Annotated in this window: 13 protein-coding genes; 5 read left to right on the top strand and 8 right to left on the bottom strand. The window is 42.5% G+C overall.

What is annotated here, in order from left to right:
- Positions 1-5: 5 nt before the first annotated feature.
- The gene (locus tag JFC08_RS02545; RefSeq protein ID WP_198329597.1) at positions 6-722 is read right to left on the bottom strand and encodes a YggS family pyridoxal phosphate-dependent enzyme; all 717 of its coding nucleotides are present in this window, start codon (positions 720-722) and stop codon (positions 6-8) included.
- A 398-nt stretch (positions 723-1,120) separates the two neighbouring features.
- On the opposite strand from JFC08_RS02545, the gene JFC08_RS02540 reads away from it, so the two are divergent.
- Entirely contained in the window at positions 1,121-2,176 is a 1,056-nt protein-coding gene (locus JFC08_RS02540) for a type IV pilus twitching motility protein PilT (RefSeq protein WP_045443495.1), read from the top strand.
- Positions 2,177-2,353: 177 nt separating this feature from the next.
- Positions 2,354-3,475: a PilT/PilU family type 4a pilus ATPase gene (locus tag JFC08_RS02535; RefSeq protein WP_055123483.1), complete on the top strand. Its 1,122-nt coding sequence runs from the start codon at positions 2,354-2,356 to the stop codon at positions 3,473-3,475.
- Positions 3,476-3,622: 147 nt separating this feature from the next.
- Here the strand turns inward: JFC08_RS02535 and fur are convergent, their stop codons facing one another.
- Positions 3,623-4,057: a ferric iron uptake transcriptional regulator gene (gene fur / locus JFC08_RS02530; protein ID WP_045443492.1), complete on the bottom strand. Its 435-nt coding sequence runs from the start codon at positions 4,055-4,057 to the stop codon at positions 3,623-3,625.
- A gap of 327 nt (positions 4,058-4,384) precedes the next feature.
- On the opposite strand from fur, the gene JFC08_RS02525 reads away from it, so the two are divergent.
- Positions 4,385-4,804: an outer membrane protein assembly factor BamE gene (locus tag JFC08_RS02525; protein WP_045443819.1), complete on the top strand. Its 420-nt coding sequence runs from the start codon at positions 4,385-4,387 to the stop codon at positions 4,802-4,804.
- Positions 4,805-4,848: 44 nt separating this feature from the next.
- Here JFC08_RS02525 and JFC08_RS02520 read toward each other — a convergent pair whose 3' ends face one another.
- From JFC08_RS02520 to JFC08_RS02505, 4 genes are all read right to left on the bottom strand, one after another.
- On the bottom strand, positions 4,849-5,229 hold the full coding sequence (locus JFC08_RS02520) for an RnfH family protein (RefSeq protein WP_045455380.1): 381 nt from the start codon (positions 5,227-5,229) through the stop codon (positions 4,849-4,851).
- Complete coding sequence (locus tag JFC08_RS02515; protein ID WP_198329596.1) at positions 5,217-6,359, bottom strand: hypothetical protein; 1,143 nt, start codon at positions 6,357-6,359, stop codon at positions 5,217-5,219. Before JFC08_RS02515 ends, JFC08_RS02520 begins: the two co-directional genes overlap by 13 nt.
- Before the next feature lie 446 nt (positions 6,360-6,805).
- On the bottom strand, positions 6,806-7,474 hold the full coding sequence (locus tag JFC08_RS02510; protein WP_045443487.1) for a c-type cytochrome: 669 nt from the start codon (positions 7,472-7,474) through the stop codon (positions 6,806-6,808).
- A gap of 338 nt (positions 7,475-7,812) precedes the next feature.
- Positions 7,813-8,148, bottom strand: coding sequence for a c-type cytochrome (locus JFC08_RS02505; protein WP_198329595.1), 336 nt, complete (start codon positions 8,146-8,148; stop codon positions 7,813-7,815).
- A 409-nt stretch (positions 8,149-8,557) separates the two neighbouring features.
- On the opposite strand from JFC08_RS02505, the gene yihA reads away from it, so the two are divergent.
- The gene (yihA, locus tag JFC08_RS02500) at positions 8,558-9,349 is read left to right on the top strand and encodes a ribosome biogenesis GTP-binding protein YihA/YsxC (RefSeq protein ID WP_198329594.1); all 792 of its coding nucleotides are present in this window, start codon (positions 8,558-8,560) and stop codon (positions 9,347-9,349) included.
- 112 nt (positions 9,350-9,461) lie between these two features.
- Here the strand turns inward: yihA and JFC08_RS02495 are convergent, their stop codons facing one another.
- Together JFC08_RS02495 and JFC08_RS02490 are read right to left on the bottom strand one after the other, a co-directional pair.
- A complete protein-coding gene (locus tag JFC08_RS02495; protein WP_198329593.1) occupies positions 9,462-10,175 on the bottom strand; it encodes an HAD family hydrolase in 714 nt (237 codons plus the stop codon).
- Between the two features lie 120 nt (positions 10,176-10,295).
- Positions 10,296-11,306 carry an RluA family pseudouridine synthase gene (locus JFC08_RS02490; protein ID WP_060490360.1) on the bottom strand — a complete coding sequence of 337 codons (1,011 nt, stop codon included), beginning with the start codon at positions 11,304-11,306 and terminating at the stop codon, positions 10,296-10,298.
- A 1,210-nt stretch (positions 11,307-12,516) separates the two neighbouring features.
- Here JFC08_RS02490 and JFC08_RS02485 point away from each other — a divergent pair.
- A complete protein-coding gene (locus tag JFC08_RS02485; protein ID WP_198329592.1) occupies positions 12,517-16,824 on the top strand; it encodes an Rne/Rng family ribonuclease in 4,308 nt (1,435 codons plus the stop codon).
- Positions 16,825-16,870 lie beyond the last annotated feature (46 nt).

Raw genomic sequence — 16,870 nt, 5'->3', positions numbered from 1 at the left:
AAAATTTAAGCTCGTGCGCCAAATATGGCGCTACCAACGCGCACCATTGTCGAACCACTGGCTATCGCCTCTGTCATATCACCGCTCATGCCCATGCTTAGTGTATCCCAAGCATTTAGCTCTGCATAAGTCTCTTTAATCTCATCAAATAACTGCTTGGTACGGGTAAAAGCGTCCGTACCTTCCTTAGCAGGAATAATCATCAAACCACGCAGCTGTAACCTGTCATACCCCTTGATAGCAGTTATCAAATCAGGCAGCTGTGCTGGCAGGCAGCCTGATTTGCTTTCTTCGTTATCGATATTCAACTGAATCAATACATTCAGTGCGGGCAGCTCAGCTGGGCGCTGATCGTTTAGACGCTGAGCAATAATGTCACGCTCAACCGTTTGTACCCAATCGAAATGCTCAGCAATATCGCGGGTCTTATTGCGCTGGATACTACCAATATAATGCCAAATAATGCCTTTAGTTTCTGGCTGTCGTTTTAGCGTATCGATTTTTTCGATGGCTTCTTGCAGATAATTTTCACCAAAGTGCTGCTGTCCTTTCTTAGCCAAAGTAGCAATCATATCAGCTGGTTTGGTCTTAGAAACTGCCAGCAACGTCACACTATCTACTTGTCGTGCCGCATGCTCACACGCTTGAGTCATTTGCTTGCTCACTTGCTGCCAGCTCGCAATAAGATTTTGGCTATCAATGTTATTTTCTATTTCTTTCATATATTACTCACGAGAATAATTTAATCCATTTTTTAATCAGTCACTTTTAATGACTTCTATTTTTAATGACTTATATAATTAACTTTTATTAATCATGGTTAAACTTTTTATAAATATCTTTTAATATAAAAAACTCAACAAGCATCAATCTATAAATCGACACTCATAATGACTAATTTTACATTTTATTGGTGTAGTAGATGGTTAATTGTCGGTAGTCTTGTTATTATATTGTTACATGGTTTAACATATGCTACTGAATATAATAGTAATGGTAAAGACCATCGCTATTCCTTTATTAACGTGACCGACTTTAATCAGATCGTTTATCGATTGATAATCACTCCCCTTTTTTGCTCTTTTGTCCTACCCTTATTGATTGATAGGAATATCCGATTATGGCTGAAAAAAATAATTTAAGCATCGAAGACTTGCTGCGCTTTACGGTTAAGCATAAAGCATCAGATTTACATATTTCAGCCGGTATGCCAGCAATGATACGTGTTGATGGTGAAATGACCCGTATTAATATGCCAGAGATGACTCATCAAGTTGTGCATCAGCTTATTTATGACATCATGAACGATAAGCAGCGCGCTGACTTTGAAGAATTTTATGAGACGGATTTCTCTTTTGAGATTCCCAATCTAGCACGTTTTCGGGTAAACGCATTCAATCAAAACCGTGGGGCAGGCGCTGTCTTTCGTACCATTCCGTCCAAAGTTTTGACAATGGAAGACCTCGGTATGGGTGATGTATTCAAGCGCGTGTCAGACTTTAAACGTGGCGTGGTATTGGTCACGGGTCCGACAGGTTCTGGTAAGTCCACAACGCTGGCTGCCATGATTGACTATATTAACGAGAGCCGTAAAGAGCATATTTTAACCATTGAAGATCCGATCGAATTTGTCCACGACTCCAAGAAAAGCCTGATTAACCAACGTGAGGTGCACCGCGATACCTTGGGTTTCGAGCCTGCCTTGCGCTCTGCGCTACGTGAGGATCCCGATGTGATTTTGGTCGGTGAGCTACGTGACCTTGAGACCATTCGCTTGGCATTGACAGCAGCAGAGACTGGTCACTTAGTATTCGGCACTCTACACACCAGTTCAGCCGCTAAAACCATTGACCGTGTCATTGATGTATTCCCCGCAGCAGAAAAAGACATGATTCGGGCGATGCTATCAGAGTCACTACAAGCCGTTATTTCACAAACGCTTTTGCGTCGTCAAGCAGGCGGACGTGTAGCAGCACATGAAATCATGCTCGGCACACCCGCTATCCGTAACTTGATACGTGAGAATAAAATCGCTCAAATGTACTCTGCTATCCAAACAGGTGCAGGTGAAGGTATGATTACGCTGGATCAAACGCTCAAAAACCTAGTAGCAAAAGGCACCATTAGTAAAGACGTAGCCCGTCCTTATGCCAAACAGCCTGAGGCATTCTTGTAATATTATTCATCGTGCGTTACTGGCTTATAATGATTGACGATTGATGTGTGAGTCAATAATACAAGCACTCATGAGCCATGATATGCCTTACTTTTATTCTAATGGTTATTATTAGCGATTTTTGAAACATGATTTTAAATACTTTTTTAATCGATTTACATCGAATGCAGGTACGATATGGACATTGATAAACTATTGCAGTTAATGATCAATAAAAATGGCTCGGACCTTTTTATTACCGCTGATGTAGCGCCGTCCATGAAAGTGAATGGCAAAATTTTGCCTGTCGGTAAAACGCCTTTAACCGCTGAGCAAACCATGCGATTGGTCAAAGGCGTCATGACACCAAACCAGCAAAAAGAGTTTGAAGAGACCAACGAGTGCCAATTTGCCATTGCTGATGAAGCACAGCAAGCACGTTTTCGGGTCAGTGCCTTTATACAGCGTGATATGGCAGGGATGATTTTACGGAAAATTGAGAATAAAATTCCGACTGTCGAAGAGCTGCGTTTGCCGCCCGCGTTAAAAGAGCTGGCAATGAAAAAACGCGGTATCATTCTGCTAGTGGGTGCAACAGGTACAGGTAAATCAACGACCCTTGCTTCTATGATCGGACACCGTAATCAAAACTCGCATGGTCACATCATTACCATCGAAGATCCTATCGAGTTTGTCCACAAACATCGTGGTTGTATTATTACCCAGCGTGAAGTTGGTATCGATACCCATTCATTTGAGGCAGGGCTAAAAAACACGTTACGCCAAGCACCTGATGTTATTTTGATTGGTGAGATTCGTAACCGTGAAGTCATGAGCTACGCGATCCAGTACGCTGAGACAGGGCATTTGGTGTTTGCAACCTTACACGCCAACAACGCCAACCAAGCGATTGACCGTATCATTCACTTTTTTGAAACCAGTCGCCACAATCAGTTATTTATGGATTTATCGCTCAACTTGCAAGCCATTATCGCGCAGCAGCTCATCCCAACTCCTGATGGTAAAGGACGCCGTGCGGCTATTGAGATTTTATTGAACTCACAGCTGATTAGTGACTATATCCGTAAAGGCGAGGTTCATGAAATCAAAGATGTCATGACACGATCGCGGGATAGCGGCATGCAAACCTTTGATCAGGCACTTTTTGACTTATATGAGCAAGGAGAAATCACATATAAAGAAGCGATTCTTCATGCTGACTCTCCTAATGATTTACGCCTAAAAATCAAACTCAGTAGTAAGAATGGCACCGCCAATCTGGATGAAGGTGCGGATAACTTATCATTAGATATCAGTTAAGCGTGGCTTTTGAGCGTTGTTATTCGTTTTTACCATAAAAACTTATAAGAAAGCCCTCATATTATTATGAGGGCTTTTCCTATTTTATACATAGCGATAACGCAATAAAAACGATATCAAAGGTAGATCATGCTCACCAATTAAAAATTACTTGATGCTATCCCGACACTCTTGGTCATTACAAATACCGTATAGCACCAATGAATGACCTGATAACTTAAATCCGTGCTTTTCTGCGACTTTAAGTTGCTCTTCTTCGATGACTTCGTTATGAAACTCTATAATCTTGCCACAAACATCACAAACCAAATGGTCATGATGGCCTTCTTGGGTAATCTCAAACACCGATAAATTATTTTCGAAGTTATGACGCTCGACGATACCAGCTTGTTCAAACTGTGTCAGCACTCGGTAGACAGTCGCTAAACCCACATCCTCACCTTGCTCTATCAGTGCCTTATAAACCTCCTCAGCACTCATATGATGCAACTCTGCACTCTCCAGTAGCTCTAAAATCTTGATGCGAGGTAAAGTGACTTTTAATCCTGCTTTACGTAAATCTTGATTGGTAAAAGAAGCCATAATATCCCTTCTGACTGTGACAGTCTTAGTAAATAAAGAACCAAAAATATGAGATGAATAATCGTTAACGATTATTTTTTATAGTATATGAAACATTTTAATAACAGCAGACTGGCTGATTTGGCCTGATTTCCAAGCCTGTTATTTTCTATAATAATCCTAACGCAAGTCTATGAATTTAAAATATAAATAATAAAATGACTCAGGTAGCATTTGGTAAATAATGTCGTAAGTGGTAGGAAATTGCAAGTAAATGACGTATCATTTGTCCAAGATTGTCGGCCAGACTCGCATTAACAACCTCTGGCGGCGCCTAATTCATTTCTTATGAGTCATCTTACCATGATAAAGACATTAACTTTTCGTCCGTTAAGCCCTACAAGCGTATTACGCAAGATTGTCATAACCAGTATGCTTAGCGCTACTGTCGCTATGTCTGGCTGCTCATTATTGAGTGTTTATAAGATTGATTTGCCACAAGGCACTGCCATCACTCAAGCGCAAGCGCAAAAACTGCAAGTGGGTATGAATCAAAACCAAGTCCTTTATATCCTTGGTAGCCCAGCTATTAGAGACACCTTAGAACCTAAGCGTTGGGATTATATTTACGATTACAAAGCAGGGACAGAAGGTAGCCGCAAAGGTATTGCTGATGTCAAAAATGCCAGTCAGCACTTAATTATCTACTTTGATAATAATGGTTTGGTCAATCGTATTGAAGGTATCGAAAGCCTGCCTGCCTCATAATCAAGAACGGCAACTGGCTTCGATGATAGATGGCGCAACATCGCTTAAACTCGAGATTTATTTTTGCGCTGAGACATGGGATCAGCGCTTAAGCTGCGATATACTTCGATACGATCAAAAGGCTGCAAGCGATAGCTGAGCGGCTGTTTTTGTGCATAGATACCCACATGCCAACGCTTTGCCGTTGGCGTTGCAATATCTGCCACTTGCTCACACCAACGTGCTAACGCTGGAAATTTCACCAACCATCCTGCCTGCCTCAATGCCTCATATAAACTTGTTTCATCATTAACTTGTAGGGTTAAATAATGCTGACATTTTGCATCTTCAGCGTATGCCAAATAAACAGTCATTAGCATGGTCTGCTCAGATGACGGCGCACAATTATTATCAGATTGAACGCCATTAGCGGTTAACTCAACCACTGCATCACCCAACCTATCAGTGCCAATAACAGTGCTAGTGGCACAATCAAACGAATCGCTATTCGCCATAAGTTATAAAACGCTTCATTACCAAAATTTAATGACTTACGCAGATGACTAATTTTCATCTGCCAACCCGCAAAGATAGACAGCAATAATACTGCTATGCTGCTAATAATCACTAAAAGTCCAACCAGCCAAACAGTTGGTATGATAACGACTAACAAAAGCGCCAAGACAAAGGTTAATACCAAACTGACCAGTAATCCAAACTTGTGTGCTAATTGCTGGGTACTATAATGCAGCAAATAGCTGGCGACAAATAACACCCCTATCCAATATGATAGCTGTCCAATCGGTGGCAATGCCATGCCACTAATAGATAACGCCACAACCCCAACGATCAATTGCAATATCCAAATCGGGAGTACCAATTTGGTTGCCCGATACTCACTCGTTGCACGGCTGCGAGCAGGTTTTTGCGCATTGATATTGTCCGTATCTACTGCTGTTGCCACTTGGTTCGTTACCAAGTTTTGACCAAACCAGTATAAGCCTGTGCCTGCACCCACACTAACCAACGCTAACGCGACTGCACGCGCCCATTCATTTAAGCTAATATCAGTCATCGCAAAGTCAATATTGGGTAGGCCATTTGCCACGCCCAGCAACAAACCTATCACCATTAATCCCAGGCCAATCGGTAACGGTGCAACGCCTAATAAACTGAGTAACACAGCAATGACCATCAGGCCAGCAGCGATCGCAAAATCTGGTATAGCAGGAGCGCTATTAAGCTCCGTCAATGCCGCCAAAATACCTGTGCTCGCGCCTGAGATCACTAACGCCGCAATCATAATAGAGACCAGCGCGGCGAGCCACCCAAAACTACGCCATATTGGGCTGGCATCTGCTTCGCGAGTAAGCTTTTGCATCCCTGCTAATGGCGCCTCGACACTACGATAGGCTAAAGCAATTTCCGCATAAACGACGGGCAAGGATACCAATACCATAGCCAATAGCCAGAGTAACCAAAAGTCAATCTCACCAATGGATGTTGGTGCAAACCAACGAAACAGCAGTAGCGGTAGCAGTGCCGCGATAAAATAAGAAGCATAACGGATCATCATAATCTAAATCCAAACGATCTAATACCTTTCACAAAAATGAGAATAGCTGGGAAAACGAGGGTCAGTACTACGCATTGTAGACGAAACAAGTTTGACACCGCCAATCATACTCTGTGGGTTTGGTATAAGGTGAATAACGATAATTTATCATGATACAGAGCAACGATAGGCCTCTGTAAGCAGTTTTATTTTATATAGTCAATTCAATTTAAAAGAAGCACAAGGTAACCAGAAGCAAATATATATTCAATACTTCAAGCGAGATTAATGCAGCGACTCTTTTATAATGGAATGACTATAAGGTCTCTATAATATAAGGGATGAACAGTTATAAAAAAACCCCGAAATCGGGGTTTAATAATGAAACAATGGCGGATATATGGTCAAGTGCTTATTAATTTCAGCGAGGTAACGTGCATTAGCCACTCGTAGCTGATATCAATCAATTAGTGAACAGCACTGATATAGTCTGACAAGATACGAATATCACGATCCGATAGTTTCGATGCGACTGTCTGCATCATGCCCATATCGCCTTCTTTCGCAGCATCATTGACACGTTTTTGCTCATCACTGTCAACATCATCAACACGGCCAGCCGCACGGAAAAGTTTTAGCTGAGTTGCGATGTACTGTGCATGCTGACCACCTAAGCGTGGAAATGCCGCCCAAGTATTACCAGCAGCATCTGGACCATGACAGCCTGCACAACCGATGACACCGCGTGACTTATCACCACCTAAGAATAGCTTAGTGGCTTCTTGGTTGGTCGCAGGATTACCAAATCCAACACCCCAAGGCGCTTGGCTAGCATAATAACCAGCCACGTTGGCTAAATCTTGCTGCGATAAATTTGCAACTTGTGATTGCATAATACCGTTCTTGCGATAACCTGCTTTAAAGTTGACCAACTGTTTGTAAAGGTATTTTACGTTTTGGCCACCCAAATTAGGCTGCGCAGGGACAACACTCACACCATCAACACCATGACAAGCAGCACAAACCGTTTCTGCAATTTGCTTACCAGCATTGACGTCGTACTCAGGAACAATAATAGCAGCTTGTACGCTGAAACTTGCAACGCATAAGCTGGCAGCAGCGATTAACTTTTTCATTGATACAAATCCTACTAGCTCGGCGTAAGCATTATTTAGAGTGATTGCACTGATAAGATACCTCATATAAACCACCCTACTATTGGTTAGGTAGGTATATGTTTTAAGGTCTTGGCCACAAGCAGTCTGAAAGTACTTACTAACATCAGGGTTTATTTTCGATTATTATAGCAAGACTTTGTAGCATTTGCCTACTTAATCGTCACATCCATCAGTTTTTCTAACACATAGACAAGTATGCCAACAAAAAACAAAAAGCGCTTACAGGCTAAAAAACCCAGCGCTTTTTTAAGTTGTTTTATAGTATGTCGTATTGTGTTGCTTTATCGGTCAGCGTCTCACTTACTCATGTACTCAATCAGCTTACGATAATCATCGTCGCTACAACTGTTACAAAGACCACCAGCAGGCATCTGCGTCATACCACTTTTAACGGAATTGATAAGTGTCGGCATGCTTTTTTGTTTGATAAGCTGTTGCCATTTGGCACTATCACCTTTTTTGATGGCGTTCAGCGCACCACTATCGTGACAGGCAGCACATGAGTTATCATAGGTGGCTGCAATATCAGCAGCATTAGCGCTAGTCATGATGGCACTACTGAGCAGTAATACCGCTCCGCTACCTATTAAAACTCGGTAGGTCTGGCTAAAAAGTGCATTGATTGAAACCATAGAACACCTCCTTTTGATGCTTCTCTCGTTTAATCAAACTTGCTATTAAACATCGTTCGTTCAGTATATCTTATTAAACATTGTAACAATGTATGTCGTATAAATATAGATAAATATAGTTTGGCTTTGGTAACGCATGAATAAAAGCGGCAACTTGCTCTAATGAGCGCTTATTTTAATGGTATTCTGTTATTTATGTGATGCTAATCATAGTTATTTCAATAAGTAAGATAAGTAATAGTATAGAATAGTCGATAACTTGAAATGACTGTGTTTATGACCAATAAACATTGAAAGTTATGATGAATAAATTCGTAACGATTTTTTGTCTAATGCACTGTCTTCTCGACAACCAGTTGATTAAAATTTTATAACCGTATCCAATTTCTTAAAGATTAATGAGCCATTTATGAGTACCCCGTTTACTGATGTCGCCGCCGAACATGCATTGTTCAACACTAAATCTCGTCAAAAAATTCAGCAAACTGAGTTTATGATGTCAGCGCCTACTTTTCGTCTCTGCCCACCCGATATGGGCTTAGAAGTTGCCTTTGCAGGACGCTCAAACGCAGGTAAATCCTCTGCTATTAATGCCTTAACCAACCAACGCCAACTGGCACGCTCATCTAAAACGCCTGGTCGTACGCAGATGATTAACTTTTTTAGTATTGGTGATGCTGATAGACGTTTGGTGGATTTGCCAGGTTATGGCTACGCAGCGGTACCGCTTGAGATGAAAAAAGAATGGCAGGTTGAGCTAGAAGAATACTTGGTGGCGCGCTCAAGCCTTGCAGGTTTGGTGCTCATGACTGATATTCGTCATCCATTGAAATTCTTTGATGAGCAAATGCTACGTTGGGCAAATGATGGCGAACTACCGGTGCATATCTTGTTAACCAAAGCAGATAAGCTAAAGTATGGCGCATCTAAAAATGCGTTACTTAATACTCGTAAAAGACTAAAAGAACTGGGATTGAACTGTAGCATTCAGCTATTTTCAGCACTAAGAAAAGAAGGTCTTGATGAGCTGGCTGGTGTCATGGGCAACTGGTATGAGTATCAGCTCGATGCAGACAAAATCATTGAATCCTCTTTTGCGTTACTAGAAGGCGCTGAGTTGGAAGAAGCAATTGAAAAAGACAACATCGAAAAAGGCGCTATTGAAAAGGATAGTGCTCAGAAGGATAGTGCTCAAAAATAAAGAAAATAAACATTATCGTCTCCAAGTAAAAAGGGTTTATCGTTATTATCGATAAATCCTTTTTTTATTATAATTTTAGCATCTAAAAAGATTTTTATTTAAGTGCTTTTAGTTAAGCACATAGTAGCTCAGCCAACGCTTGTGGCGTGTCAACCTGATAGGTGGGTTGCTGTGCGGCAAGTTCGCTACTGCTAGCTGTACCATAAGTCACCGCAATACTGGTCATGCCCAGTCTCGTTGCCATTTGGATATCGTAGATACTGTCACCGATGAAAACAGCATCGGCGATTTGCTGCTGCGTATAATCCAAAATATCGGTCAACATCTGCGGGTCAGGTTTTGAGCCTGCCTCATCGGCACAGCGGGTCATCACAAAATAATGGTGGCTCTCTGAAGCATCTAATACGCGGTCTAAGCCCTTTCGCTTTTTACCAGTTGCAACCGCGAGGCTTTTACCTTGGGCTTGTAGGGTCTGCAACATCCCTTCTATCGGCGCAAAAAGCGGCGTACTGTGACTATTGGCAATATAGTGATCTGCGTAGCTTTGCTGAATCGCAAGCTTTTGCGTGTCATTGGCTTGCGGATACAAAATCTCAATGCCATTCATTAAGCTCAGCCCAATGATGTCTTGTACTGCTTTATCGGTCGTCTGAAAACCATGCGCCTCTCCTGCCACATGCATTGACTCAACGATTAATCCAATGGAATCCATCAGCGTCCCATCCCAATCAAAAATAATCAGCGTCTTATCCGCTAAACGATGACTGGCTGATAACTGAGTTCCTTTGGAAGCGCTAGAGATACTAGCGACAGATTGATTGCTCATAAATAGACCTTAACGAATATCAATAATAAATGGTAGATACGAAAACGTCACGGCGACTTATTAAGAAAAATAAGCGTTCGTGACGTTTAAAGTTAATGCTTAAAAATTTTATTTGGCGACTTATTCAGGCAATTTAACTTGCTCTGGCAACCAATCTGCCATGTCATCTGGTAGCGGTGCAGTAATAGTTTCATAGCCTGGAATGTCTAAACGCCACGCATGCAGACACAGGCGATGGACGCCTGATTTATCATGCACATTATATTTATCATCACCCAAGATAGCGTGACCAATATGAGCCAAATGCACACGGATTTGATGAGTGCGACCGGTCAGTGGTTTGGCTTCAATTAAACTAACTGGCTGATCAGCAATCATAAAACGACCATGAACGACGATATCCGTCTGGCTGTCTTTAGATTGCGGATCTTGCGCATCTACTTTGACGCGGCGTTCACCACTAGCAACTGTATAGCGTAGCAATGAGGCATCAATGCGTTGCTCATTTAATGCTGGCTGACCTTTGGCGATACATAAGTAATGCTTTTGGATAGTTTTATCGACGAGATGCTGTTGCAACGCTTTTAGCGCTGAGCGTTTTTTAGAAATCATCAATAGACCTGAGGTGTCTTTATCAATGCGATGTATCAGCTCTAGGTATTTTTTACCTGTCACTTCACGCATGGCTTCGATAACACCAAAGTCCAAACCACTACCACCGTGAACGGCGATGCCAGAAGGCTTATTCAGCACTAGCATTCCTTCGTCTTCATATACTACGCGCGCTAACAAGCTTTTAGCAAACTCGGCACTGATAATTGGTTTTTCGCGGGTAGCAAGTACCACTGGCGCGATACGTACCACGTCTTCACGCTGTACTCTATCATGCGCTTTGCAGCGTTTATTATTGACCCGAATCTCATCTGAGCGAATCATTTTATAGATATGCGGTTTTGGCAAACCTTTTAAACGGTTCAGTAAGAAATTGTCCAAGCGCTGATCGTGTTGATGGCGGGTTACTTCAAGATAATTTACCTTACCAAAGTTGCTGATTTCATCATCAGCGCTTTGCGGGCGTGTTTTACTATTAAAAATAGCAGGGGCTTCATGGGTAGGTGCGTCGTCAGTCATTTTTGGCTTCGTCATTTTTAGTTAGGTATTTACAGAAAGATTTGCTATAGTTTAGCATGTTGAGCGACAATTAAGCAGAGACTGGAGCAATAATCATTGTTGTTGTTCTAAATAGTGCATTACCATTTTTACGAACTTTTAGTGAAAAGGTATTAGCGGTATACCCTGCCAACATTGTATGTTTAATCGGATTTTAGGGCGCAGTATCTGTTTAGAAATATCACTTGTAGATATTTATAGATATGTCCCCATAAATTGTAAAATGAAAGTATCGTACTGACTTTACTCAGTACCATAGAATAAATAGTGACACTAAATACCTTTGTGTTCATAAATTCAGCGTTGATAAGTTTGGCTAAATGCCTGTTTATTGACCGATAATGACACTACATTGACTCACAACCTGCATGACAACGACTTTATTTGATAATTATTCATGATTTAATGACTGGTTATCTGGCGGTCCTTTACGCAAGTGTAGTTGAGCAAGTATGGGTTGTTTAGCATTAGGATCGAGAAGTATATCGATAGCTGCCTACGTATTGGTGGTCAAACAGATAACGATAAAAAAGATATGAATACAGCACCACACCGATAGTTTGGTCATTTATTCTGTTTGCCAAGTACGCCCCGCTGATCACCGGAGCCGCGACACCTAACCGTAAAACACCCAAGATATTATTGACGTTATACCAGAAAGAACGATAAATAAAGAGTGACCAATTGCTTTACCTAAACAAATAATTGCTGAATATCACCATTTCATATAATGGTATTTATAACAGCGATATTATTGCTAGACTTTGATGGATGGATTGCAGCAGCACAACGCCTTTTGAATATCAGTATATTGAATCTCGTCACTGCCCGTCGCCTGCTCTTACAAAGTAAGCTGGCATGACTACCAATAAAGCTTGCTGATAGTAAAACTGAATCGCATGCTGACGCATTAATATTTGTACCAAACCTATCAATAATAGGATATAAATAGATAGCCTTACACCCTATAAATTTTATATTTACGTTAGTTTTGCTAACACACTTTAGGTAAAAAACAAGCCATTGACAAAGCCCAAGTGCTTTATTAACCCATGATTTACGTTCTATCGTTGATTAACATCTGCCCATGCTAATTTAAATATTAGCCATACTTGCCATTGCGCTCTAAAGCCCGTCTCGTCGTTGTTATGCGTACTCATAGGATACAAATATGAAACGCATTTTGATCAACGCTACTCAAAACGAAGAAATTCGTGTCGCCTTATGTAAAGGCAATCATCTTTACGATTTCGATCTTGAAAACCGTACTCGTGAACAAAAAAAATCCAATATATATAAAGGTCATGTGACCCGTGTCGAGCCATCGCTTGAAGCGGTGTTTGTCGAATATGGCTCACAGCGCCAAGGTTTTTTACCCATTCGTGAAATCTCTGCTGAATACTTAAGCGGTAATCCACGTGACGAAAATATCAAAAAACTGATCAAAGAAGGCGATGAATTAATCGTCCAAGTCGAAAAAGAGGAGCGCGGCAATAAAGGCGCTGCCCTATCGACGTATGTCTCTTTAGCAGGTCGCTATTTGGTATTGATGCCAAACAACCCTCGTGGCGGCGGTATCTCACGTCAAATCTCGGGCAAACTTCGTGAAGACATGAAGCGTATGCTAAGCAATCTTGATTTGCCAAAAGGTATGAGTGTCATCATTCGTACCGCGGGTATTGGTAAAACTCAAGAGGACTTGCAGCATGATTTAAACCACTTGCTGAATATCTGGCAAGCCATTCAAGAACAAAACCAGAAATATCCGTCACCGCGCTTGGTACATCAAGAAGCAGGCGTCGTAACCCGTGCTGTCCGTGATTACCTACGTGATGATATCGCTGAAATTTGGATCGATAACGAAAACGCTTACATTGAAGCGGCAGGATTTATCGATGCGGTTATGCCAAAACAAGCAGAAAAGCTACGCAAATATACCGATTATGAGCCCATGTTTTCGCGCTTTAATATCGAAAAACAGATCGAAACCGCGTATCAACGTGAAGTGCGTTTGCCATCAGGCGGCTCAATCGTTATTGATCAAACTGAAGCACTAGTCTCTATCGATATCAACTCAGCCAAGTCGACCAAAGGTTCAGACGTTGCCGAAACTGCGTATCATACCAACCTAGAAGCAGCCGATGAAATTGCCCGTCAGCTACGTTTGCGTGATATGGGTGGTTTGATTGTCATTGATTTTATTGATATGAATGACAATAAGCATCAAAAAGAAGTCGAAAAACGTCTGATTGATGCCACCAAATATGACCGTGCACGCGTGCAATTTGGTGATATTTCTAAGTTTGGTTTGATGGAAATGAGCCGTCAGCGTCTACGTCCATCGCTAGAAGAATCAACCGGCTATATCTGCCCACGCTGCCATGGTAACGGCATGATTCGTGACTTGCGCTCATTGTCACTATCAATTATGCGTCAGATCGAACAAATCGCGCTAAAAGAGCGTCAAGGCGAAGTACAAGCAGAAGTTCCAACAGATATCGCCGCCTTCTTATTAAACGAAAAACGTGATGCCTTAGTTTATCTTGAGCAAGACAGTGGCACGCGTATCACGATTTTGCCACACGCGCATTTAGAGTCGCCTAACTTTAAACTACACTTTAACCGTGATGGCTTTGCGCCTTCAAGTTATGAGCGTATTACGGATACAGCCCAAGAACATAGCGATTTGGGTTATGAAGTTGACTGGCAAACGGCTGAAAAAGAGCGTCCAGAGCAACAGCCAACGCGCCAGCCACGTCAGGTAGCGAGCAACGATACTGATACTACTAGCCAATCAAACAAACCGACCAGTACAGCTGAGCATAGTAAACACAGCAACGACCATCGCAACAATAAAAATACGACCAACGTTTCATCGGCGCGCGCGCCACAAGCAAACAACAACCAGAGTGTGGCAGCCCCTGCCCCTGTTGCTCCAGTAGCAGCAACTACAGCTCCTGCACATGTTGAGACAGCGGCCCAGCCACAAGCAGTGGCGTGGTTATCAAACCTATTTGCGCAAGCACCACAAGCCTCAACGACGCCTAGCGTCAGTAGTCGTGATGCAGCAGAAGCCATTGAAGCACTAGTAAATAATGGCGCACAAAGCTTAGGCTCATTTGGACAAGTGGATAGCAGTGCTCTGAGTAATACATCAACGGGTGCATCGAACAACGTACCAGCAAATCAGCAGAACAGTCAGAAAAATAACGAACAACCGGCCGACAACAATGCCAATCGTCAACAAGCACGTCGTAGCTCAGACAGCGACACCGATGATGATAGCAGTAATGAAGATAGAAGAAGACGTAAGCCACGTAAATCTAGATCTTCTAAACCTCGTCAAAGAAAAGATCAGGCAGAAGAGTCGAGCAATGAAGTAAGCGGCGATACCGAGAACAACACCTCAAATAATGCGGCAAATAACGCTGATGACAAGCAGGCTGACAATCAAAACAAACGTCAACAGGATACCAGACGCACGAATGAGCGCAACCGCAACAATCGTCAAGACAATAATCAGCAAAACAGCAGTCGTCAAGACAGTAGCCACCATGCAAACGAGCGCAATGATGATGCTGATAAAGACAGTAATACGGCAGATGAGCAAACTCGTGCGAAGCGTAAATCGCATAGTCAACGCGGCTCACGTGGCAAGTTAGAGCGCGGCGAGACACTAACAGCTGAAAACATTAAGCAACCCAATCAGCAAGCGACGACAGGTGCGAACGGCCGAAAAAATCACTCTAACACGCGTCGAAGTCAAGATCCTAATGAAGTCGTGCTACAGGTCAATGAAGCACCTGTTGAGCTGAAATCACCAGAAGTCGTGCACTTGTCTCTAGATGACAGTAAGTCTATACAGACAAAGTCTCAATCTACTGAAAAGCAAAAATCAGTAAATGATGTTGATAAAGAAAGCTGTAAAAAAGAAGCTAATACACAGCAAAGTGATAATCAGCAGAGCAATGACAAAAAAATTGCTCCTGAAACAGCTGCTGTGAAGGGTAACGACGAAGGCACTGTAGCGACTCATGATGTTAATGTTGATGAGGTTAACGTTAGCACCACTGAGGACAAGGGACAAAATAATGCCCCGAAAACAGACAGTAACGCTACTGTCAAGAAACCTGCTATAGATGAGCAACCAACATCTAACAGCGTTACCAAAGACCAAGCTGACCATTCAAAATCTGTGGATACCGACGTGGACAGCGTAGCAATAACACCAAAGCAGCCAGAATCAGAATCCACAGAAAAAGCGAATAGTGACACTGTTGACGTTACTACCGACAGTGACGCCGATTTTAGCAATGCCAATGACAGTCATAGCGCAAATGATAAAAACAACTCAGCACTGGCGTTAACGCACGAAGCATTGTTTGCCAAACGCTACGTGACTGCTGAGAAGTTTGGTCAGGCTAGTAATGATCCACGTGTGGTTCGTAGTCAGCAAGTGCAAGCAACTCAACAACCACCAGTATCTGAGCCTGCAGTGGTAAGCGCATCGACTATTCGTGGCACCGTTGGTGATTTTGTTCGTCAAGCATTGGCAGATGCAGAAAGTCGTTTGAAAAATGACGGTGTCATTAGTTGCTTTATTGCTGCTATCGATGCACATACGCAGCAAGCAAAATCAGCTAACAAATCAGCCAACATTGAAACGAGCGTCACACCGACTGCTGATACCAAAGTTGAGGATAGCAATTTCGACTTTAGCAACTATGGCTATCAGCCATTGGCGGCAGATTACCTGACGCGCTTTGAAACGATGACACAAGCGGTCAGTCAATTTGCGGCAACGCAAGGTAAAACAGACGTCGAACCACGCGCCATTGGTAAGCGTGCTGGCAACGATCCACGTGGTCAACATCCTAGTTATCAGGAGCCCGCAGTGTTGAGTCTACCGACCGAACAGACGACTGATACTGAGCAAGCGGTTATTGAACATGATGATAACAATGTGGATGCTCATGATGTTGAGGCAAATGCTCTAGCCAATCAAGCTCAGGCTAATAATATCAGTGCTGACAGCGAACAATTACTAGAAGCAGATCAAGCCCTAGTAGAAGCAACTAACGAGCCGTCGAATGAAGGCACTGTTATGGCTGAGCATGTAGCAGCTGAAAAGATTGACGGGGCACATGACGATAGCGAAGCTGCTGACATTCAAGAGGCTAATACTCAAGAGGCTGACGTTGAAAAAACTAAGCCAGCAGATGAGCCTAAGGTAGAGCAACTTATCAATACCAAAGAAGCGGGCAAAGACGACAGTCAGGCTGCTAAGTCAAAAACCACGATTGCCAGTTATAAAAACATGATTGAGAATGTGGCTGAACAACTGCTGCCGCAAACTGGTATGTTTAATTTGACCACACCAAAAGTACCAAAGGCACGTAGCCGTAAGCCTAAAACGGAGCATAAAAAGCCCACGCAAGCTGAAAAGCTAGAAGCTGATGACTCAAATAGCGAAAGTTAATCGTATAACGCCCAACGCAAAAGCCCCAAAGTTGTCAGCAACTTTG

Source organism: Psychrobacter cibarius (assembly GCF_016107535.1).
Classification (GTDB): domain Bacteria; phylum Pseudomonadota; class Gammaproteobacteria; order Pseudomonadales; family Moraxellaceae; genus Psychrobacter; species Psychrobacter cibarius.
The sequence above is the reverse complement of the archived record's forward strand: the minus strand, read 5'-3'. Positions and strand labels throughout refer to the sequence as shown.

What these genes read in the sequence shown, in the direction of transcription:
- JFC08_RS02545 (WP_198329597.1), bottom strand. Translation starts at nt 722, where the DNA reads ATGAAAGAAATAGAAAATAACATTGATAGCCAAAATCTTATTGCGAGC.
- JFC08_RS02540 (WP_045443495.1), top strand. Translation starts at nt 1,121, where the DNA reads ATGGCTGAAAAAAATAATTTAAGCATCGAAGACTTGCTGCGCTTTACG.
- JFC08_RS02535 (WP_055123483.1), top strand. Translation starts at nt 2,354, where the DNA reads ATGGACATTGATAAACTATTGCAGTTAATGATCAATAAAAATGGCTCG.
- fur (WP_045443492.1), bottom strand. Translation starts at nt 4,057, where the DNA reads ATGGCTTCTTTTACCAATCAAGATTTACGTAAAGCAGGATTAAAAGTC.
- JFC08_RS02525 (WP_045443819.1), top strand. Translation starts at nt 4,385, where the DNA reads ATGAGTCATCTTACCATGATAAAGACATTAACTTTTCGTCCGTTAAGC.
- JFC08_RS02515 (WP_198329596.1), bottom strand. Translation starts at nt 6,359, where the DNA reads ATGATGATCCGTTATGCTTCTTATTTTATCGCGGCACTGCTACCGCTA.
- JFC08_RS02510 (WP_045443487.1), bottom strand. Translation starts at nt 7,474, where the DNA reads ATGAAAAAGTTAATCGCTGCTGCCAGCTTATGCGTTGCAAGTTTCAGC.
- JFC08_RS02505 (WP_198329595.1), bottom strand. Translation starts at nt 8,148, where the DNA reads ATGGTTTCAATCAATGCACTTTTTAGCCAGACCTACCGAGTTTTAATA.
- yihA (WP_198329594.1), top strand. Translation starts at nt 8,558, where the DNA reads ATGAGTACCCCGTTTACTGATGTCGCCGCCGAACATGCATTGTTCAAC.
- JFC08_RS02495 (WP_198329593.1), bottom strand. Translation starts at nt 10,175, where the DNA reads ATGAGCAATCAATCTGTCGCTAGTATCTCTAGCGCTTCCAAAGGAACT.
- JFC08_RS02490 (WP_060490360.1), bottom strand. Translation starts at nt 11,306, where the DNA reads ATGACTGACGACGCACCTACCCATGAAGCCCCTGCTATTTTTAATAGT.
- JFC08_RS02485 (WP_198329592.1), top strand. Translation starts at nt 12,517, where the DNA reads ATGAAACGCATTTTGATCAACGCTACTCAAAACGAAGAAATTCGTGTC.